The sequence below is a fragment of the Tenacibaculum sp. SDUM215027 genome (genome assembly GCF_050566205.1).
In the GTDB taxonomy this organism is placed as follows: domain Bacteria; phylum Bacteroidota; class Bacteroidia; order Flavobacteriales; family Flavobacteriaceae; genus Polaribacter.
Genome location: NZ_JBNXUE010000001.1, coordinates 141,986 through 161,167, shown reverse-complemented (window position 1 = coordinate 161,167; position 19,182 = coordinate 141,986). Strand labels below are relative to the sequence as shown.

Sequence of the window (19,182 nt, the reverse complement as noted above, 5' to 3'; positions counted from 1 at the left end):
TTTAATTCAATTTGTAATTAATAAATTGCTCATCTAAGGCTTTTAAAAACTCACTAGATACTTTAATTTTAGTGGTTCTACTTGGTAAACTCAGTTCAATTTTTTCTTCAGCATCCCAAATAGTAAAATATAAACTATGTGAACCTTTATTAATAGCAAATAAGTGTTGTAATTCTTTGATGGTGTTTTCTTTTACTTCTTTTAAAGGGATTTTGATAGTAAGTTTTTTACACATTTTATCCATAATGTCATGTAATAGCAAAAACTCATTAAATCCAACTCTAGGATCACCTTTAACGCCTTCTTTATTAGTCCACCCAGGTTTGATAGTAGTTTTGATAAATAAGAATGAGTTCGGAACTAAAAAATGTTTAAACTTTAAGTAATCTTCTCCAAAAATTCTAAATTCAAAACTTTCGTTGTAATCTTCTATGATAAATGAAGCCCAACCTTTTCCTGCTTTTGAAACACGGTGTTGTACATCGGTAACAATTCCTGCAAAAGAAAGACCTAAACCTTCATACTGCGCAATGTTTTTAAAATGAGCTAAGGAAGCGTTACAGAACTTTAGTTCGTTTTTAAAATCATCTAAAGGATGCGCAGAAATGTACATCCCAACAACTTCTTTTTCACGAGCCAATAATTCCATAGTTCCCCAAGTTTCACATTCAGGAATTAAAGGTTCAGGTAAGTCAACTTCCGAAGCTTCTCCAAACAAAGAAACCTGAGATGAATTCTGATTCTCTTGAAACTTATTCCCAAAACGAATAGCCTTTTCTAAAAAAGTTTGTCCTTTTTCATCTTTAACATAATACTGGGCTCTATGGGTTTCAGTAAAGGAATCAAATCCACCAGCCAAGACCAATCCTTCAAAAGCTTTTTTGTTAGCTACACGTAAATCAACACGTTTGGCAACATCAAAAATAGAAGAGTAATGTCCATTTTCTTTACGTTCATCAATAATTGCTTTTACAGCAGAACCACCAACACCTTTAATCGCCGCCATACCAAAACGAACAGCTCCGTCTTTGTTTACCGAGAACTTGGCATACGATTCGTTTACATCTGGCCCTAATACTTCTAGCCCCATACGCTTACATTCTTCCATAAAAAACGAAACTGTTTTAATGTCGTTCATGTTATTTGAAAGCACCGCAGCCATGTATTCAGCAGGGTAGTGGGCTTTTAAATAAGCAGTTTGATAAGCAATCCAAGCATAACAAGTAGAATGCGATTTGTTAAAGGCATACGAAGCAAATGCTTCCCAGTCTTTCCAAATTTTTTCTAGGGCTTTTTCATCATGACCGTTTTCTTTGGCCTGATCAACAAACTTTGGTTTCATTTTAGCTAATACCGCAGCTTGCTTTTTACCCATTGCTTTACGGAGTACATCTGCCTCACCTTTGGTGAAATCGGCTAATTTCTGCGAAAGCAACATAACTTGCTCCTGATATACGGTAATCCCATAGGTTTCCGCTAGATATTCTTCCATAGCAGGAAGATCGTACTGAATTTCTTCGTCTCCGTGCTTTCTTCGGATAAAAGAAGGAATATATTCCAAAGGACCTGGACGATACAAGGCGTTCATTGCAATTAAATCTGCAAAAACCGTAGGTTTTAACTCACGCATGTATTTTTGCATTCCAGGAGATTCATATTGGAATATTCCTACAGTTTCTCCACGTTGGAACAGCGCATAAGTTTCTTCATCATCAATAGGGAAATTCTCGGGGTCTAGCTCTACACCGTGACGTGCTTTTACAATTTTTACGGTGTCTTTAATTAGGGTTAAGGTCTTTAATCCTAAAAAATCCATTTTTAGTAATCCTGCACTTTCTACTACCGAGTTGTCAAACTGAGTAACATACATATCAGAATCTTTCGCTAGAGATACAGGTACGAACTTGGTAATATCATCAGGAGTAATAATTACTCCACAGGCGTGAATTCCCGTATTACGAACCGAACCTTCTAAAATTCTGGCTTTGTTAATGGTTTCAGCTTCCAATCCATTACCATTGGCAATGGCTTTTAACTCGTTTACCATTTCAATTTCTTCAGAGCGAAGTTTTTCTTTTAACCCTTTCTCATCTAAAGAAAAGATTTTTTTCAACTTCATTCCTGGAATTAGCTTGGCAATTCTATCGGCTTCAAATAGCGGTAAATCTAGTACACGAGCAGTATCACGTACAGATGATTTAGCAGCCATAGTACCGTAGGTAATAATTTGTGCTACTTGGTTGGCTCCGTATTTTTCAATTACATAATCCATTACACGGCTACGACCTTCATCATCAAAATCAATATCGATATCGGGCATCGATACACGTTCAGGATTTAAGAAACGCTCAAAAAGTAAATCGTACTGAATAGGGTCTATATTGGTAATCCATAAACAAAAGGCAACTACTGAACCAGCAGCAGATCCACGTCCGGGGCCTACCGATACATCCATGTTACGAGCTTCTCGAATAAAGTCTTCTACAATTAAGAAATATCCAGGATATCCTGTTTTAGCAATTACATCTAGCTCAAAATCTAAACGTTCCCGAATACTATCGGTAATTTCTCCGTAACGTTTTTTGGCTCCTTCATATGTTAGGTGACGTAAAAAATTGTTTTCACCGCGCTTTCCTCCGTCTTCAAGATCTTTTTCATCTTTAAACTCTTCAGGAATATCGAAGGCAGGTAATAATACATCACGGGCTAAACCAAAAGGCTCAACTTTATCTACAATTTCTTGAATGTTAATGATAGCCTCTGGTAAATCTGCAAAGAGTTTTTTCATCTCTTCGGTAGATTTAAAGTAGTATTCCTCGTTAGGTAATCCATAACGATAACCTCTTCCTCTACCTTTAGGAGTTGCTTGTTTTTCACCGTCTTTTACACATAATAAAATATCATGTGCATTTGCATCTTCTTTACCTAAATAAAAAGTATTGTTTGTAGCAACAATTTTTACATCATGTTTTTTAGAGAAAGCAATAAGAGTTTCGTTTACGACTCTTTCATCTTCTTGTCCGTGACGCATTAATTCAATGTATAAATCATCACCGAATTGTTCTTTCCACCAAAGTAATGCTTCTTCGGCTTGGGTTTCACCGACATTTAATATTTTACTAGGAACTTCACCGTATAAGTTTCCTGTTAATACAATTACGTCTTCTTTATATTGTTCAATAACTTTTTTGTCAATTCTCGGAACGTAATAAAATCCATCAACAAAGGCTATAGAAGACATTTTAGCTAAGTTGTGGTATCCTTTTTTATTTTTTGCTAGTAAAACAACTTGATATCCGTTGTCTTTCTGACTTTTATTAGTATGGTCTTCACAAATATTAAATTCACAACCTACTATAGGTTTTAAAATACTTTGTGTTGGTTCTTCTCCTTTTTCTACAGCTTCTTTGTTAGCTGCCTCTACAGCTTTATTATGACCTATAACAGCTTGTACAAAGTGGAAAGCAGCCATCATATTACCAGTATCGGTCATGGCAACTGCAGACATATTATCTTTAGCAGCAGCATTTATAATAGTACCAATTTGAATGGTAGATTGTAAAACGGAGTATTGTGTATGATTATGTAAATGAGCAAATTGAACGCCTTCAAGTTCTGCTAGTCCTTCAGCGGTAGAAATTGTATTCGCTTCTTCAGTTTCTGAAGATTTTCTTTTACGGATTTTTTCACTTTCCTTTTTGAGGTTTAAGTGTTTAAGTCCGACTACCTGTATTGAGTTTGGATTAGTTTCTGTGTAACGTTGAAAATAATCTGAAGTAACGTTTAATTGCTCTTCTGTATATTGACGTAAACGAATTAATTCTAAGAAACATCGAGTAGTTGCCTCTACATCGGCAGTTGCATTATGTGCTTCGCCAAAACCAGTTCCGAATAAATGTTGGTGTAATTCAGTAAGTGTGGGTAGTTTAAATTTTCCTCCACGACCACCGGGGATTTGACATAATTGTGCTGTATGCTCGGTACAGGTATCTAAAACAGGTAACTCTGTCAAGTTATTTTCAACACCTAAGCGGTAAAACTCACAGCCCATAATATTAACATCAAAGCCGACGTTTTGCCCAACAATAAAAGTTGTTTTTTGTAGAGCATTATTGAATAACTCCAATCCTTCACTTAATTGAATACCTTGTTCAATCGCCAAATCAGTAGAAATTCCATGTATACGTTCAGCATCATACGGAATATTAAATCCGTCAGGTTGAATCAGAAAATCGTTATGTTCAATTAAATTCCCTAATTCGTCATGTAATTGCCATGCAATTTGTATGGCTCTAGGCCAGTTATCGGTATCGGTTATTGGAGCGTTCCAGCTTTTAGGTAATCCAGTAGTTTCGGTATCGAAAATTAAATACATGGGCAAAAATTACTTATTGAAGTGTTTTGGGTAAAACAAAATGTAAAAATACGAAGAATTTAGATTGTTAAGTTGAGAAGTTATTAACTAGTTTTTTTGTTGAGTTAAAGGATTGAATAGCTGATTGTAATCAAAATTCGATGTTAAGCGTAGGTTAACATTAAAAGAATTTTAAAAAAAGTAGTTGATAATCAATTAATAAGATTTATATTTGCACTTTAATATAATATTTTTTACAATGAAAGAAGGAACAGTAAAGTTCTTCAATGAATCTAAAGGTTTTGGATTTATTACAGAGTCAGGATCAAACACAGAACATTTTGTACACGTATCAGGTTTAATCGATGAGATTAGAGAAGGTGATACTGTTGAGTTTGAACTTAAAGAAGGAAAAAAAGGATTAAACGCAGTTAGCGTTAGAGTATTATAATATATCTCAGAATTTATTTTTCTTAAGAGCCTGTTAAACAGGCTCTTTTTTATTTTAATAAAATTAGTTTTTTGCTTTTAAGTAAAAAAGATTTTATAAATTTGCGCCCACTTATCACGAGATGGTAAGATTTATTAATAACCAAGGTCGCGTACCTTAAAAATTAAAATTATGCCTGTAAAAATTAGATTACAAAGACACGGTAAAAAAGGAAAACCATTTTACTGGGTAGTAGCTGCTGATTCTAGAGCTAAAAGAGACGGTCGTTTCTTAGAAAAAATAGGAACGTACAATCCAAACACTAACCCTGCAACTATTGACTTAGATGTTGATGGAGCTGTAAAGTGGTTACAAAATGGTGCTCAACCAACTGATACTGCTAAAGCTATTTTATCTTATAAAGGAGCTTTATTAAAGAATCACTTAGCTGGTGGAGTAAAAAAAGGAGCTTTAACTGAAGAGCAAGCAGAAGCTAAATTCAATGCTTGGGTAGAAGAAAAAACAAATAAAGTAGCTGGTAAAGTTGACGGTTTAGCAAAAGCAGAAGCAGATGCAAAAGCAAAAGCTTTAGAAGCTGAGAAAGCTGTAAACGAAGCACGTGTAGCTGCTGCAACTCCTGTTGCAGAAGATAGCGAGGAAGTTGCTGTTGAATCAGGTGCTGATAGCGAAGAATAAAAAACTGTACTACGATGATGCAAAAAGAAGATTGCTTTTATCTTGGCAAAATCGTTAAAAAACATAGTTTTAGGGGCGAGGTAATTATTAAGTTAGATACTGATGAACCCGATCTTTACGAAAATTTGGAATCAGTTTTTGTCGATTTAGGCAATAATCTGATTCCTTTTTTTATTGAGAAATCTAGCTTAAGTAAGGCAACAATGTTTCGAGTAAAGTTTGAAGATGTAAATACAGAGGCTGATGCTGAGGCTATTTTGCGTTCAGAAGTTTATTTGCCTTTAGATTTACTTCCTAAACTTTCAGGAGATAAGTTTTATTATCATGAAGTAATAGGTTTTACAGTTGTTGATACTTCTTTTGGAGAAGTAGGTGAAATTGTAAGTATTAATGATTCTTCTGCCCAACCTTTATTTGAAATTGATAGAGAAGGAAAAGAAATTTTCATTCCTATGATTGATGACTTCATCAAAAAAGTAGATAAAGAGAATAAAACTATAGAAGTTGAAACTCCAGAAGGATTAATTGATTTGTATTTGAGTTAAAATACATACTCAAATACACAATCTTCTCCACTTTCAAAAACTTGTTGCATTCCAATAAACTCAAAACCTAGATTTTTTAATAGTTTTTGAGATTTTTCATTTTTAGGCATAGTCAAGGCCAGTACTTTTTCTTGTTTAAACTTAGTGCGAACGTATTCTATAATTAATTTTGTAGCCTCTGTAGCATAACCTTTACCTCTTCCCTCGGGTAAAAAAGCATAGCCAATATCAATAAAATTTAATTTATCTCTTTGTAGCGCAGTTGAAGCTCCAACAGGTCTATTAGTTTCTTTTAAGATTACGGTAAAGAAACCTAATCCGCCTAATTGCATGTTCTTAAATAAAATATCTTTTAAGTAAACGCGAGTTTCTTCAATAGACTTTAAATTTTTATCACCTATAAACTGAATCCAATCAGGATCATTAAATAGTTGAAAGTAAAAAGGAGCATCGCTCACTAGAGCCTCCTTAATAATTAATCGTTCGCTTTCTAATAACATAGCCTAAATATAAATTAAAAATGTACTTTTGCGAAGCAAAAAAAGAATAAAATGAGTTTATTACAAGAATTACAAGATAGAAGCGGGAATCAATGTGAGTTATGTACATCAAAAAATGATTTGTCAATTTATGAAGTACAACCAATTTCAACAGGAGGTGTTGATGGTAGTTTGTTGGCTTGTGCGACTTGTATTGAGCAGATTGAAGATACTGATAAAACAGATGCAAACCACTGGCGTTGTTTGAATGATAGTATGTGGAGTGAGTTTAGAGCGGTAAAAGTAGTAGCTTGGAGAATGTTACACCGTGTTAAAAAAGACGGATGGTCGCAAGATTTGTTAGACATGATGTATTTAGAAGATGAAGAATTACGTTTTGCAGAAGCTACAGGAGAACATTTAGATGAAAGTGAAAAAGTAATTCATAGAGATGTAAACGGCGCTATTTTACAGGCAGGTGATAGCGTGGTATTAATTAAAGATTTAAAAGTAAAAGGTTCTAGTATGGTGGCAAAACAAGGAACTGCTGTACGTAGAATTTCATTAGACCCTGAAAATGCTAAGTATATTGAAGGTAAGGTAGGAGCTACTCAAATCGTAATTATTACCGATTATGTAAAGAAAATGGCTGAAAAGGAATAGTTTTTAGTTGTAAAGAAATTGGTTAACAAAGTTTCAAAGTTAAATAATATTACTTTGAAACTTTGTTGTTAACTATTTCTCAGCATTATAATATACTTTATAAAACTTCATTTTTTTGTTTTCGTCGTAGCCTTGCTCCAAATATTCAGCTGAGGCATCAGGAGCATCAACATCAATTTTAATTTGGATATTAGTGTCCAATTTAATTTCTGTTTTAAACTTACTTTTTTCCTTTTTCAAAACTACATCAGAGACTTCGAAGTTATTACGTATTAATACGTCATTTAATTTTTCAAAGTGTTGTTTGTAGTCTTCAAACATGTCTTTATGTTTATCTTCTTCAAAAATTTCATCTTTAAATCCGTGGTAGTCTACACTTTCGTGTTCCTTGAAGTAATCAACTGTATTGGCTAAAAATGTACTTTGTTCTTGTTTACCTAATTCAGGTTTTAGAATTTCTTCAGAAAACTCCTTACACATTTCAAGGTAGTTTTGGGTGTGCAAATTACGATCATCAGCATACTTTACACTTAAAAAGTTTTTTATCCAATATTGCGCATCGTATTGATTATTGTCTACCGATAAAACAACAGTTCCTTCTGCATCAGTAGAGTTTAAAATTAAACAACCTTTATCTAATTTTTTAGTAGAAATTCCTTTTTGAACTACTACATCAAAACTATCATCGTCTAAATAGGTTTGAAAGAAGTCTACCTTACTTTCAATTTTAAAAACACCTACAGCTTCTGTCAATACATCTTTGTATTCGATGCCTTCAAAATAAGCGACAATTACATCACCAGTTTTAATGTTGGCTGAATTTGATTGCTCGTATAGGTGGTTTACAATGTTTTTAGAGTGTTCAATAAAAACCTCATTACTGTCATCTTCAAAAATATCAGCAGAGTATTTATTTATTTCGTTTAGTCGAACATCTGCATGATGACTAAAACGATAACTTTGTGTAACAGAGCCGAAAGGTTTTAATAAAAAAGGAAGTAATAATTCGTAGCTTTCTTCATCAAAACGAACTAAACTTTCAGAAAAAGCATTTTGTCCACTATTGTACTTATTACCTACTTTGTGAATAATACACTTATTAATTTCGGTACGAGTTCTTTTAATCATCTTCTAAAAAATTGGAAGACAAAAATAGAAAAATTAAAGTTCGAATTTTAATTGTTCAGGCAACAATTTAAATGATTTTCGATGATAAGGAGTTGCTCCAAATTGACGAATAGCTTCGCGGTGTTCTTTAGTTGGATATCCTTTGTTTTTTTTCCAGTTATATTGAGGGAATTCTTGATGAATTTTCTCCATATATTCATCACGATACGTTTTTGCAAGTACAGACGCAGCTGCTATACTCATAAATTTTGCATCACCTTTTACAATAGTTTGATGAGGTATTTCTTTAAAAGGCCTAAACTTATTTCCATCAACAATAATAAACTCAGGTTGAATAGCTAATTGTTCTATTGAACGGTGCATTCCTGTAATTGAAGCTTGTAATACATTTAGTTCGTCAACCTCTTCTTGATGGATAAATGAAACTCCAAAAGCAAGCGCATGCTCTTCAATGTAAGGTCGAAGTTTTTGTCGTTTTTTTTCTGAAATCTGTTTGGAATCATTTAATAACCCATGTTGAAAATCGTCAGGTAAGATAACCGCCGCCGCTACAACAGGGCCTGATAAACAGCCTCTACCAGCTTCATCAGTTCCTACTTCTAATTTACAACCGCTATAATTTAATTGCAACATGCTACAAATTAACAGATTTCAAAGAAATTAATCGTGATTTTTGTCGTTAAATTATTTTACTTTTGTTGCTATGAAGAAAAATTTCTTAGTATTTTTTTGTTTGATAAGTGTTCAGGTAATTTTTGCCCAAAAGAGAACAGTTGATGGTGGTTTTGGAGGAGGTAGAGGAGGACTTAATCAAAATATGGATTCACTACCAGATAATGAAATAAATGTAAAGCTTAGTGGAAAAACTAAGTACACCGATTATAAAATTATATCACACAAGAATGATACTACTATAGTAGATACCACATTAACAATTCAAAAAGAATATAAGTTTAACTTCTTAAGAAAGGATAATTTTGAATTGCTATCTTTTCATAATCAAGGACAAACGTTTAATAACTTAGGATACAATTTTACTAATATTTCACGATTTCCAGATATAGGTTTTAGAGCAAAAATGTTCAATTATTTTGATATTGAGGATGTGAATTATTATCATGTACCCACGCCTACAACAGAAATCATGTACCGTACAGGTTTAGAGCAAGGACAAGTACTAGATGCGCTTTTTACAACAAATTTTTCCAAACGTTTTAACCTAGCAATAGCATATAAAGGGCTCCGATCATTAGGGACTTATAGGCGCTCTTTGGTAAGTACAGGTAATTTTAGAGTAAGTTTTAGTTATGAGACTCCTAAAGGACAATATGCAATTAGAGGACATGCTGTAAATCAAGACTTTTTTAATGAGGAAAGCGGAGGGTTGACTGAGACTTCCTTAGAAGCATTTTTAGCAGATGATCCTAATTTCAGTGGAAATAGAGGTAGGATGGATGTGAACCTGAATACTGCTGAAAGTACTTTAGATGCTAAAAGGTTGTATTTTGAACATACTTTTAAACTATTATCTTCAAAAGATAGTGTAAGTCAAAAAGATTTTTCTAATTTAAAATTGGGGCATTCATTTACGAGAGATTCTAAGTTTTATCGTTTTAATCAAGGTACAGCTTCAGATATGTTTGGTGATGCAAATATTTCAAGTAACATAAATAATAAAACTATTTACTTGCTGTACAACAACCAGTTTTTTGTAGATTTTAACTCAAAATATGTATTAGGAAGATTCCGTGTAAAAACAGAATTATCGAACTACACCTACGGATATGAAAACTTACAGAATAATACGGTTGGAATAACAAAAAATAAGTTAAAGGGAGATGCTATTTCTTTTGGAGCTGATTGGAATGGGAGAATAGGAAACTTTCATGTGAATGCTTCAGGTAGTCTTACACCAGGAAGTGGACGATTATCAGGGAATAACTTTTCAGGAGAAGCTTTTTATAAGAAAGATAGTGTGCTGACTGTAAAAGGAAGAGTAGGGATTAGTAATAAATCACCTAACTTTAACTTCTTGTTGCATCAAAGTAGTTATGATGATTACAATTGGGAAAGTAATTTTTCTCAAATAGGAACACGTTCTTTAGGAGGAGTTATAGACTCTAAATGGGGAAATGCTTCGTTAGATATTACCAACATTAGTAATTATACATATTTTGATAAAGATGGACAACCGCAACAGTTTTTAGGAGATGTAAACTACTTAAAAGGGAAAGTGTCTAAAGAATTTACTTTTGGAAAATTTGCTTTAGATAACACTTTAATGTACCAAAAAGTAGCAAGTGGAAATAGTGTTTTTAGAGTTCCAGAATTTGTTACTCGTAATACACTTTATTATACTGATGAATGGTTTAAAGGAAAACCATTGTTAGTGCAAATAGGAGCGACGTTTAAGTATTTTTCAGAGTATAAAGCGAACGCATATAATCCGTTGTTAGCTGAATTCACCATACAGAATGATACAGAAATAGGATATCCAACGGTAGATTTGTTTTTTAACGCAAGGGTTCGTAGAACTCGAATTTACTTTAAAGCAGATAACATTAGTTCTTTTGTGCTTAAAAAGAATTATTTTTCAGCACCGAATTATCCGTATAGAGATTTTGTAATTCGTTTTGGGGTGGTGTGGAACTGGTTTATATAAGATGAAAGAGAAGTTACGACAAAACTGGAAGTTGTTTTTAATAGCAAGTTTAACCTTAGGTTTAGCACCTTTTAGACCTCCGCATATTATAGGGAAATTAAAATGGATAGCAGGAGGGAATGCTTTTTCAGGGGAATACGCTATGCAATTTATGGATTGGTTTGATGTATTCTTACATGGAGCTCCTTGGGTACTTTTAATAGTATCTGTTGTTTTACATATTTTCAGGAAAATATAACTCCATTTCAGGTAAAAAACGTCCTTTAATACTGCTTTCACGTTTATGAATTACCTTAAAACCATGTTTTAAATAAAATGATTCTGAGTTAGGATCTGATAAAACATTCAATACGGTACAAGACCCTCTTCTGCAGTAGTCTTTAGCGTGTTCTAAAAGTTTAGAACCAATACCTTGATTTATAAAATTAGGAGAAACAAATAAAAATTCTAAAAAGCTAGTTCTGATATTAGCTCTATTCAAAATATAAAATCCAGCTATTTTATTATCTATAACATATTTATAGACATTCCAATCATTAAACATTTTAGAGGTAACAGTTAACTCATTCTTCCACTTTTTTATTTGGTCTTTAGAGTATCCCCAGTGTGCTTTAGAACTTAAAGCAATTTCAGTTAATAAATTAGCATCTTGTGTTTGAGCTTTTACAATCATAAAAAAAGAGCCTCACAAAAAGGGAGGTTTTAAAAATATTGTTATTTTGAAGCTAGTTGCTTTATTTTAATTCTAAAAGCAGCAAATAGTAATGTTGTAAATGGGCTTAGCCAATTAAACACTGCATAAAAAGCATAATCTATCACTGGAACTCCTAATACTCCTGAGTGGTAAGCTCCACAAGTATTCCATGGAATTAAAACAGATGTAACTGTACCAGAATCTTCTAAAGTCCTACTTAAGTTTTCAGGAGCTAATCCTTTGTCTTTATACGCTTGCGCATACATTTTTCCTGGTACAACTATAGCCAAATATTGATCAGAAGCTGTAAAGTTTAAACCAATACAGGTAGCGACAGTACTGGCAAACAATCCAAATACTGAATCAAATAAACTTAACATAAAACTACTAATTTTAGCTAAGGCTCCGATAGCATCCATAACCCCACCAAAAACCATTGCTAATAAAATTAACCATACGGTTCCTAGCATCTTTTTCATTCCACCAGCGGTAAATAAATCCTTTAATACTTCATTATCAGTAGCTACAGAAGTTTCTACGGTTATTGCTTGCATTATTCCTTTGTAAGCAGATTCAAAATCTAATTTTTCAACTCCAGAAATTTGAGCAATTACATGAGGTTGAAAAATCAAAGCGAAAGCACCGCCAAATATGGTTCCAGCTAAAAGAGCTATTAAAGGAGGTGTTTTTTTTATGATAAGGACGATTACAAGTATAGGAACTATAAATAGCCATGGAGTAATGTTAAATGCTTTGTCAATATCGTTTAGCATTAACTGTGTGTTAGCTTCACCAGTAGTTGTTTGTGTAAATCCAAGGATGATAAAAAAGATGATAGTTACAGTAAATGTAGGCACTGTAGTATAAGCCATGTACCTTATGTGTGTAAATAAATCTGTACCAGCCATAGCGGGAGCTAGGTTTGTAGTGTCGGACATAGGTGACATTTTATCTCCAAAGTATGCGCCAGATAAAACAGCACCAGCTGTCATTCCTAAGGAAATACCTAATGCTTCACCAATTCCTATTAAGGCGATACCAACAGTTGCAGACGTAGTCCAAGAACTACCAGTAGCAATAGAGATTACAGCACAAATAATTAAACATGCTACTAAAAATATGGTAGGGTTTAAAATTTGTAAACCATAATAAATCATTGAAGGTATAATTCCACTTATTAGCCAAGTTCCAGCTAAAGAACCTACCATTAAAAGTATTAAAATAGCACCTGCGGTAGATTTTATGTTTTCAGCAACCTCTTCAATCATTCTTTCGTAGGAAACTTTATTTCTAAAACCTATAATAGCTGCGACAGCTCCACCTAATAATAAAATAAACTGATTACTACCACTTAAAGCATCGTCTCCAAATACGTATACATTGTAGGCTAGCATTGCTATCAGAGCAAAGACAGGAATCAAAGCTTCCCAAATACTCAACTCTTTATTTTGAATTATTTTTTGATTTTCTATTTCAATTTCAGATAGGTTTTTGTCGTCTTGCATGTGTGGTATTTTTTCGGCTTGTAATGTTACGACTTTGTAAAGAATTACACAAATCGAATTAGTTTACAATGTTCTTTAGAAAAAATTGAATGGAAGTGTTTGATAAACTAAAATACCATTTCAAACGAAGTGGAAAGTAGATTGAAGCTTCTCACTTTGTTTGAAATTTAAAGAAGTTGTGTTCTAAAGTATACCTACTTCTTTCATGCAAGCATTCATCATTTGATAAGTGCGTTCTATATCGTTGTCTAATCCAATAGAAAAACGAATCAATCCATCAGTAAGCCCCATTGCTTTTTGTTCATCTAAAGGGATTTCTGACGAAGTAGAAGTACCAGGAGCAGAAAATAGGGTTTTATAAAAACCTAAGCTCACTGCTAAGTATCCTAAATTACGTTCTTGCATTAATTCCATTAAAGTATTTGCTTTATCTAAAGAACCAACATCAATGGTTAACATTCCACCAAAACCATATTCTTTATTTATCATTGACTTGAAAACCTTATAAGAAGGATGTGATTTTAACCCAGGATATACTGTTTTTAACCCGTCAGCTTCAAATTTTTCAGCTAAATAACTAGCATTTTTACTGTGCTGCTTAATTCGAATATGTAGGGTTCTCATGTTTTTTAAGATAGATGATGCACGCAAGGAATCCATAGAAGCTCCTAATAACATACTAGCTCCATCAATCACACTTTTTTGAGAATTGATAAAATCTGTAGTCCCACAAATAACTCCTCCCATAGTGTCTGATGAACCGTTAATAAACTTTGTTAAGCTGTGAATAACAATATCAGCTCCCAACTGAGCAGGTGAAATTGATAGTGGAGAAAATGTGTTATCAACAACTAATTGTAAATTGTGTTTTTTAGCTAAGGTTGATAGCGCTTTTATATCGGCAACCTCTAATAATGGGTTGCTTACTGTTTCGCAGTAAATCATTTTAGTTTTTTTAGTAATAGCTGCTTTAACCACATCTAATTTTGTAATATCAACAAAGGAAGTTTGGATACCCATTCGAGGTGTAAAGTTTTTCAAAAAAGCATAAGTTCCCCCATAAATAGTTCTGCTTGAAACAATATGGTCTCCAGTTTCACAGATTTGTAAGATGGTAGGAGTAATGGCTCCCATACCTGTCGCAGAAACATTAGCTGTCTCAGTTCCTTCCATAGCTGCTAAAGCTTCGGATAGGTATAAGTTTGAAGGAGATGAGTGACGAGAGTATAAATAACAACCATCCGTATTTCCTTCAAAAGTATCAAACATAGTTTTTGCTGATAAAAAAGTATAGGTTGAAGAGTCAGATATAGATGGGTTAACACCACCAAATTCTCCAAAATATTGTAGGTCTTGTATGTTGTTTGCAGGTTTAAATTTCATAATTGATTAAGGTTAATTATTAGTAGACTACTAAATTCAGTTTTAATTGTTTAAAAATCAATAATAAATGTATTTTATAGATTATTATGCTAATTTTGCGCCTATAATTGGTTTTTTATTTGGTAATAGTAGGAAAAGGTGTAATAAACGTAGATTTTTTTTCAGATGAAATTAGATAATATAGATAAGAAGTTATTAGGATTACTTCAAACAGATAGTAAACAGACTACAAAACAACTGTCTTTACAGTTAGGGTTGTCTGTAACTGCTGTTTATGAGCGCATAAAGAAGTTAGAAAAAGAAAAGGTTATTAAGCAATATGTTGCTTTGGTTAATAAGAACAAAATTGAAAAGTCGTTTTTAGTCTTTTGTCATGTTCAGCTAGAGAAACATAATAAAGATCATATAACAGTTTTTGAAAAGGAAGTTAATAGGTTAGAAGAGGTAACAGAATGCTTCCACGTAAGTGGAGATTATGATTATATTTTAAAAGTTTATGTGAAGGATATGGATGCTTATCGAGATTTTATAGTAAATAAGCTTACTGCGTTAAAGCATGTTGGTAACACTCGAAGTGTTTTTACAATTGGTGAAGTAAAGAATTCAATAGCAATAGTATTATAAATATAAAAACCGAGTAATTAATTACTCGATTTTTCTATTAATATAAATACGTCTTGAGGTTTTATTGCTTCTTAACCAAGATAATTTTTTCAGCATGTTTTTTTACCAATTGCTTATAGAATTCCTTGATAGTTGGATAAAAAATTGGAGATATAATACTTGAATTAAATTGAATCATTGTTGATAAGCTTATTTTATTACCTTTTGTAATAATTTTATATTTAAAGATTCCTAGATTTTCAGGAAGACTGATAGCTAATTCTTTAGGGTAAGATTCAATAAAGTATCCATCAGGTATAGAGATAGAAACCGAAAAATTATCCTGCCAAGGCATACCAAAATTAATAGGGAAGTTTCTTTCTTTAGATTTAAAAGGATTTTCTTTAGTAGCTAAGAAAAGTAATGGAGAGAAATACACTTTGTCATTAATATTCTCTATAAAACCTTCTGCCGTAAATTTAATATTTTGTGTTATGGGTTTTGTAATGTTTTTGTCATTGAGAACTTTAAAGTCATTAATTTCAATGTTGTGTTTTTCTTCTATAGACGTAATAATATCCTCTTCTTTTTTTGCATTATTTTTTTGACGGTAAAACATTGCAGAATGATTAGAAAGTGATCTTCTTAACATCCCAGTTATATCACCGAACTCATCAATTTTCACAAATAAGGTATTAGTTTCGTTCGCTAAAGAAGAAGGAGTGAGATTAACCTGTTTCGATTCTCCATTCTTTAAAATTTCTCTACCATACCAGTTCAAAGTTCTAAGAGGTAGTATGTTGGGGGTGGAATATTTGTCTGTGGCGTCTAATAAAATATACTTTCCATCAGGGAAATTTACTTTTGAAACGACATAATTAAACCCATCTAGTGTAGGAAATAGTGGAATTCCGTTGTTTTTAGTACTAACTAAAACTGGATTAGAGTCTAAGCCAGCACTTCTAAGCATAGAAGTGAGTATTAGGTTTATTTCAGCAGAATTACCTATACCGTCTTTGTAAGCTTTTCTAACCCCACTGTTAGTGTACTTTTGATATTTACCATTCCAATTTACTTTGGTTTTTATAAATTGAAATATAAGTGCAATTTTATCATAATTGTTGTTTGCAGAACTTAAAATAGTAGCTAAATCACCTTTATAATAATTGTTTTTTTCTAATTCATTACCAAAGTTTGCAGACTTGTATATTGTTTTGCTAACACTTTCCCAAGTATTAGAATAGTTTTTATACATAGCATTTGGGAACTTAGTACCAGAAAGTTCAAATTCTAGACTGGCTCTATAATTACCTATATTACCACAGTAGGGTTCTGTTTCTTTTAAAGCAGGAATATTTTTGCTATCGATTTCAATAACTTTTTCAAATAAACTTATACTTTCGTTATAGCTACTTGTTTTAGCGCATCCAAAGCAATCTTTTAACCTGTTAGTGTAATTTATAGTTATATTATTACTTGATTTCTTAAGATGTATGGGGTAGTGACCTTTTTGGTAGTTTTTAAAGATAAAATATTCTGGGATTTTAATTTTGATATCAATCTTCTTGATAGGAATATTTTCTTGAGCTATAACTTTATCAATATAATAATAATAGGGAGAATTTATTTGATACGTTAGGTCTACAATAACTCCTTCTTTAATACCAGGCATAGTTATCTTTTTTAGGTTCCAGTATTCAGTTTTTTCCTCATCAAAAATATCTTTTTTAGAAAGCTTTAATTTATCTATTTTACCCTTTTCGTTTATAAAAAAAGTATAGGCTTTTAAATTTATTATTTTCTCGTCTTTACCGCCTCTATTAAATAATTTAATGATTTTGTTGGCATAATCAAATCCTTTTTTATTGTAAATTTTAATTCTTTCATGCACTTTTGTTATTAAATACCAACCTTGGCTACCAGTATATTCATATGAAACATCTTTACTTTTATACAAGTAAGTAGCATCTGCTGTTGAGTCTAAAGGATAAAATTTTTCTTCTAATTCTTCTTTTGAAACTTTTCCAAATTTAATTTCTTGGGCATTTAAGTGAATCGTTATAATTAACGTAAAAATAGATAGTATTTTTTTCATAGCTTTTATTGTTTGATTAGTTCTGTTCTTAAATTATCGTATTTGACAACTATTTTTCTAAATTTTCTATAGGCTTTATAATCTTCTTTAGGGTGTATTCCTTTTTTTAAAGAAAATTCCCTGTTGTATTTGAAGGTAGTATCATCTATTTTTTCAAAAGATACTTTGTACGTTCCAAATTTGTTGTCGATGTTTATTTCTTTAGGAAGGTAAGTTATTACATATCCTTTAGGGGTGGTAAAAATAAACTCATCTTTATCTGTAAAACCTCTTTCAATCTCTAAAGGACGTTGTCTGTTTCTATATCTTTTAGGTATTCCTGTAATTCGGTTAAAAATATTAAGTTTAAATAAATAACTACTATCTCTTAGGGTTGCAAACTTTTCTATTTTAATGTCAATGTTCTCAGTGAACTCAACTTTTTTCTTATTATTTATGTGTTGAATATTTTCAATCTCTAAATTGTTATTGTAATCCCAAACATTGGATTTGTAATATTTATTAAGCTCTTTTTGAGTATAATTTTCAATATGATACTTGTCGTTGTATTGAGTTCCATATGATTTTCTCTCAAAATGTGCAGAAATATTTCCGTCAGAAAGCAACTTAACATCAGCTTTAGTTAGTTGTAAGTTATCCTTATTAATGTAGGCCGGGGTTCTTTTAATTATTCCACCTTCAGGAGTAATCACCAATACATTTCTATCATCTGTAAAATCTCCTAAAAAACCAAAAGGGATAGTTTGGCTAGTACATTCTAACCAAATATCATTTCCATTATTTGGAATATTTAGAATAACATGATTACCTTGCATAGAGGAAAAATCTTTAGAAACATTTTTTTTAGCATTACCAGCCCAAACAATTGAGTAGTGTGATTTCACATCAGCAGCATCTAAAAGGGCTTTAGTGTAATTGGTTAATCCTTTACAATCTCCATAACCTACCTCATCTACTTTGTTTGCAGCAATAGGCTCCCAACCACCGATGTCTACTTGTACACTTATGTATCTAGTTTTGTTTTGAACATAATTATAAATAATCTTTGCTTTTTCTATAGGATCATTCACATTTTTAACTAAATCTTTTACTTTGGCTATTGTAGTGGGTGATAACTCATTTTTATCTTTAATAAGTTCATTATACACCCATTTTCCAAACTCTTTCCAGTTTTTAGCATTACCCTTAATTCCTTTTAGACTAAATAAATCAAGTGAGATAGACATATTAGGAACAAGCTCTTCAAAATTTAAGGTATAGTATTCTGGTCTAATAGCTAATCGATTCGTTAATGAATAGTTTAAATTATTACCAGTAGAAGAGTTTTTAATAGAAAAACCGTCGAAGTTTTTCTCTCTTTTTCTAAATGGAATATTTTGAGGATTATTTAATATATAAATACTTTTTTCAATAGCTAAATTGTAGTTTTCAACTGGAAACCACTTAGGAATAAACCCTGTTGACGAGTTTTTATATTCAGATTCAAAAACAACAGTGTAAGGATATGAAGTTGGTGTGTGTTCTAAAAATTTAACTCTAGAGTCAGAATAAAGTGTTCCACCATCAATTGCACTAACATCTTGAAAATCATTTTTAGAATATTTTTTTATCTTATTACCTAATGCATCATAAATAATAGCTGATAACTTAGTTATCTTGGTATCGTTGTTATAGTGTTTGTACGCGCCAATGTGTTTTTTACCTAACTTATTAAGAATTGTAATTGTTCTTTGTTGTTTAACAACAAGGTGGTCTATAGATTCTACATCTATTATTGTTTTGCTTAGCCTAATTATAGCATTTGCGCTTTCTTTTAGTTCCTTTGGAATAGAAATAGAGGAAAGATTTTGCTTCTTTTGAGAAAAGATATTGCTACATAGCATAAACACTATTGAAAAAATAGTGAGTGTATTGATTTTCATGCAATTATTTTTTGTTTTTGGTA

Annotated in this window: 16 protein-coding genes; 7 read left to right on the top strand and 9 right to left on the bottom strand. The window is 32.0% G+C overall.

Features of this window, described 5'->3' with window-relative positions:
• Position 1 precedes the first annotated feature (1 nt).
• Complete coding sequence (dnaE, locus tag ACQYZ7_RS00730; protein ID WP_430727906.1) at positions 2 to 4,375, bottom strand: DNA polymerase III subunit alpha; 4,374 nt, start codon at positions 4,373 to 4,375, stop codon at positions 2 to 4.
• 238 nt (positions 4,376 to 4,613) lie between these two features.
• On the opposite strand from dnaE, the gene ACQYZ7_RS00725 reads away from it, so the two are divergent.
• The 3 genes from ACQYZ7_RS00725 to rimM all read left to right on the top strand — a co-directional run bounded on the left by ACQYZ7_RS00725 (position 4,614) and on the right by rimM (position 6,025).
• Positions 4,614 to 4,805, top strand: a complete 192-nt coding sequence (locus ACQYZ7_RS00725) for a cold-shock protein (RefSeq protein WP_028891302.1) — start codon at positions 4,614 to 4,616, stop codon at positions 4,803 to 4,805.
• Between the two features lie 171 nt (positions 4,806 to 4,976).
• On the top strand, positions 4,977 to 5,480 hold the full coding sequence (locus tag ACQYZ7_RS00720) for a 30S ribosomal protein S16 (RefSeq protein ID WP_115901862.1): 504 nt from the start codon (positions 4,977 to 4,979) through the stop codon (positions 5,478 to 5,480).
• Between the two features lie 17 nt (positions 5,481 to 5,497).
• Entirely contained in the window at positions 5,498 to 6,025 is a 528-nt protein-coding gene (gene rimM, locus ACQYZ7_RS00715; RefSeq protein ID WP_430728859.1) for a ribosome maturation factor RimM, read from the top strand.
• On the opposite strand, the gene ACQYZ7_RS00710 is transcribed toward rimM, so the two are convergent.
• Complete coding sequence (locus tag ACQYZ7_RS00710; RefSeq protein WP_430727905.1) at positions 6,022 to 6,525, bottom strand: GNAT family N-acetyltransferase; 504 nt, start codon at positions 6,523 to 6,525, stop codon at positions 6,022 to 6,024. The genes rimM and ACQYZ7_RS00710 overlap by 4 nt on opposite strands.
• A 51-nt stretch (positions 6,526 to 6,576) precedes the next feature.
• Here ACQYZ7_RS00710 and ACQYZ7_RS00705 point away from each other — a divergent pair, with 51 nt between their 5' ends.
• Positions 6,577 to 7,167: a PhnA domain-containing protein gene (locus ACQYZ7_RS00705; RefSeq protein WP_430727904.1), complete on the top strand. Its 591-nt coding sequence runs from the start codon at positions 6,577 to 6,579 to the stop codon at positions 7,165 to 7,167.
• A gap of 72 nt (positions 7,168 to 7,239) precedes the next feature.
• On the opposite strand, the gene ACQYZ7_RS00700 is transcribed toward ACQYZ7_RS00705, so the two are convergent.
• Positions 7,240 to 8,295: a nucleoid-associated protein gene (locus ACQYZ7_RS00700; protein WP_430727903.1), complete on the bottom strand. Its 1,056-nt coding sequence runs from the start codon at positions 8,293 to 8,295 to the stop codon at positions 7,240 to 7,242.
• Between the two features lie 33 nt (positions 8,296 to 8,328).
• Positions 8,329 to 8,928, bottom strand: coding sequence for a ribonuclease HII (locus ACQYZ7_RS00695; RefSeq protein WP_430727902.1), 600 nt, complete (start codon positions 8,926 to 8,928; stop codon positions 8,329 to 8,331).
• A gap of 70 nt (positions 8,929 to 8,998) precedes the next feature.
• On the opposite strand from ACQYZ7_RS00695, the gene ACQYZ7_RS00690 reads away from it, so the two are divergent.
• Together ACQYZ7_RS00690 and ACQYZ7_RS00685 are read left to right on the top strand one after the other, a co-directional pair.
• Positions 8,999 to 10,957: a putative porin gene (locus tag ACQYZ7_RS00690; RefSeq protein ID WP_430727901.1), complete on the top strand. Its 1,959-nt coding sequence runs from the start codon at positions 8,999 to 9,001 to the stop codon at positions 10,955 to 10,957.
• Between the two features lies 1 nt (position 10,958).
• Positions 10,959 to 11,195: a hypothetical protein gene (locus ACQYZ7_RS00685; RefSeq protein ID WP_430727900.1), complete on the top strand. Its 237-nt coding sequence runs from the start codon at positions 10,959 to 10,961 to the stop codon at positions 11,193 to 11,195.
• Here ACQYZ7_RS00685 and ACQYZ7_RS00680 read toward each other — a convergent pair.
• From ACQYZ7_RS00680 to ACQYZ7_RS00670, 3 genes are all read right to left on the bottom strand, one after another.
• Positions 11,172 to 11,630: a GNAT family N-acetyltransferase gene (locus ACQYZ7_RS00680; protein ID WP_430727899.1), complete on the bottom strand. Its 459-nt coding sequence runs from the start codon at positions 11,628 to 11,630 to the stop codon at positions 11,172 to 11,174. The genes ACQYZ7_RS00685 and ACQYZ7_RS00680 overlap by 24 nt on opposite strands.
• A gap of 41 nt (positions 11,631 to 11,671) precedes the next feature.
• A complete protein-coding gene (gene nhaC, locus ACQYZ7_RS00675) occupies positions 11,672 to 13,156 on the bottom strand; it encodes a Na+/H+ antiporter NhaC (protein ID WP_430727898.1) in 1,485 nt (494 codons plus the stop codon).
• 183 nt (positions 13,157 to 13,339) lie between these two features.
• Positions 13,340 to 14,539 carry an aminotransferase class I/II-fold pyridoxal phosphate-dependent enzyme gene (locus tag ACQYZ7_RS00670; protein WP_430727897.1) on the bottom strand — a complete coding sequence of 400 codons (1,200 nt, stop codon included), beginning with the start codon at positions 14,537 to 14,539 and terminating at the stop codon, positions 13,340 to 13,342.
• A 165-nt stretch (positions 14,540 to 14,704) separates the two neighbouring features.
• Between ACQYZ7_RS00670 and ACQYZ7_RS00665 the strand changes: the two genes are divergently transcribed.
• The gene (locus ACQYZ7_RS00665) at positions 14,705 to 15,163 is read left to right on the top strand and encodes an Lrp/AsnC family transcriptional regulator (protein ID WP_430727896.1); all 459 of its coding nucleotides are present in this window, start codon (positions 14,705 to 14,707) and stop codon (positions 15,161 to 15,163) included.
• Positions 15,164 to 15,224: 61 nt separating this feature from the next.
• Here the strand turns inward: ACQYZ7_RS00665 and ACQYZ7_RS00660 are convergent, their stop codons facing one another.
• Together ACQYZ7_RS00660 and ACQYZ7_RS00655 are read right to left on the bottom strand one after the other, a co-directional pair.
• Complete coding sequence (locus ACQYZ7_RS00660; protein WP_430727895.1) at positions 15,225 to 17,237, bottom strand: DUF3857 domain-containing protein; 2,013 nt, start codon at positions 17,235 to 17,237, stop codon at positions 15,225 to 15,227.
• A 5-nt stretch (positions 17,238 to 17,242) separates the two neighbouring features.
• Complete coding sequence (locus ACQYZ7_RS00655) at positions 17,243 to 19,159, bottom strand: DUF3857 domain-containing protein (protein ID WP_430727894.1); 1,917 nt, start codon at positions 19,157 to 19,159, stop codon at positions 17,243 to 17,245.
• Between the last annotated feature and the right edge of the window lie 23 nt (positions 19,160 to 19,182).

What these genes read in the sequence shown, in the direction of transcription:
- ACQYZ7_RS00705 (WP_430727904.1), top strand. Translation starts at nt 6,577, where the DNA reads ATGAGTTTATTACAAGAATTACAAGATAGAAGCGGGAATCAATGTGAG.
- ACQYZ7_RS00695 (WP_430727902.1), bottom strand. Translation starts at nt 8,928, where the DNA reads ATGTTGCAATTAAATTATAGCGGTTGTAAATTAGAAGTAGGAACTGAT.
- ACQYZ7_RS00700 (WP_430727903.1), bottom strand. Translation starts at nt 8,295, where the DNA reads ATGATTAAAAGAACTCGTACCGAAATTAATAAGTGTATTATTCACAAA.
- ACQYZ7_RS00690 (WP_430727901.1), top strand. Translation starts at nt 8,999, where the DNA reads ATGAAGAAAAATTTCTTAGTATTTTTTTGTTTGATAAGTGTTCAGGTA.
- ACQYZ7_RS00660 (WP_430727895.1), bottom strand. Translation starts at nt 17,237, where the DNA reads ATGAAAAAAATACTATCTATTTTTACGTTAATTATAACGATTCACTTA.
- ACQYZ7_RS00685 (WP_430727900.1), top strand. Translation starts at nt 10,959, where the DNA reads ATGAAAGAGAAGTTACGACAAAACTGGAAGTTGTTTTTAATAGCAAGT.
- nhaC (WP_430727898.1), bottom strand. Translation starts at nt 13,156, where the DNA reads ATGCAAGACGACAAAAACCTATCTGAAATTGAAATAGAAAATCAAAAA.
- dnaE (WP_430727906.1), bottom strand. Translation starts at nt 4,375, where the DNA reads ATGTATTTAATTTTCGATACCGAAACTACTGGATTACCTAAAAGCTGG.
- ACQYZ7_RS00680 (WP_430727899.1), bottom strand. Translation starts at nt 11,630, where the DNA reads ATGATTGTAAAAGCTCAAACACAAGATGCTAATTTATTAACTGAAATT.
- ACQYZ7_RS00655 (WP_430727894.1), bottom strand. Translation starts at nt 19,159, where the DNA reads ATGAAAATCAATACACTCACTATTTTTTCAATAGTGTTTATGCTATGT.
- ACQYZ7_RS00720 (WP_115901862.1), top strand. Translation starts at nt 4,977, where the DNA reads ATGCCTGTAAAAATTAGATTACAAAGACACGGTAAAAAAGGAAAACCA.
- ACQYZ7_RS00725 (WP_028891302.1), top strand. Translation starts at nt 4,614, where the DNA reads ATGAAAGAAGGAACAGTAAAGTTCTTCAATGAATCTAAAGGTTTTGGA.
- ACQYZ7_RS00710 (WP_430727905.1), bottom strand. Translation starts at nt 6,525, where the DNA reads ATGTTATTAGAAAGCGAACGATTAATTATTAAGGAGGCTCTAGTGAGC.
- ACQYZ7_RS00670 (WP_430727897.1), bottom strand. Translation starts at nt 14,539, where the DNA reads ATGAAATTTAAACCTGCAAACAACATACAAGACCTACAATATTTTGGA.
- rimM (WP_430728859.1), top strand. Translation starts at nt 5,498, where the DNA reads ATGCAAAAAGAAGATTGCTTTTATCTTGGCAAAATCGTTAAAAAACAT.
- ACQYZ7_RS00665 (WP_430727896.1), top strand. Translation starts at nt 14,705, where the DNA reads ATGAAATTAGATAATATAGATAAGAAGTTATTAGGATTACTTCAAACA.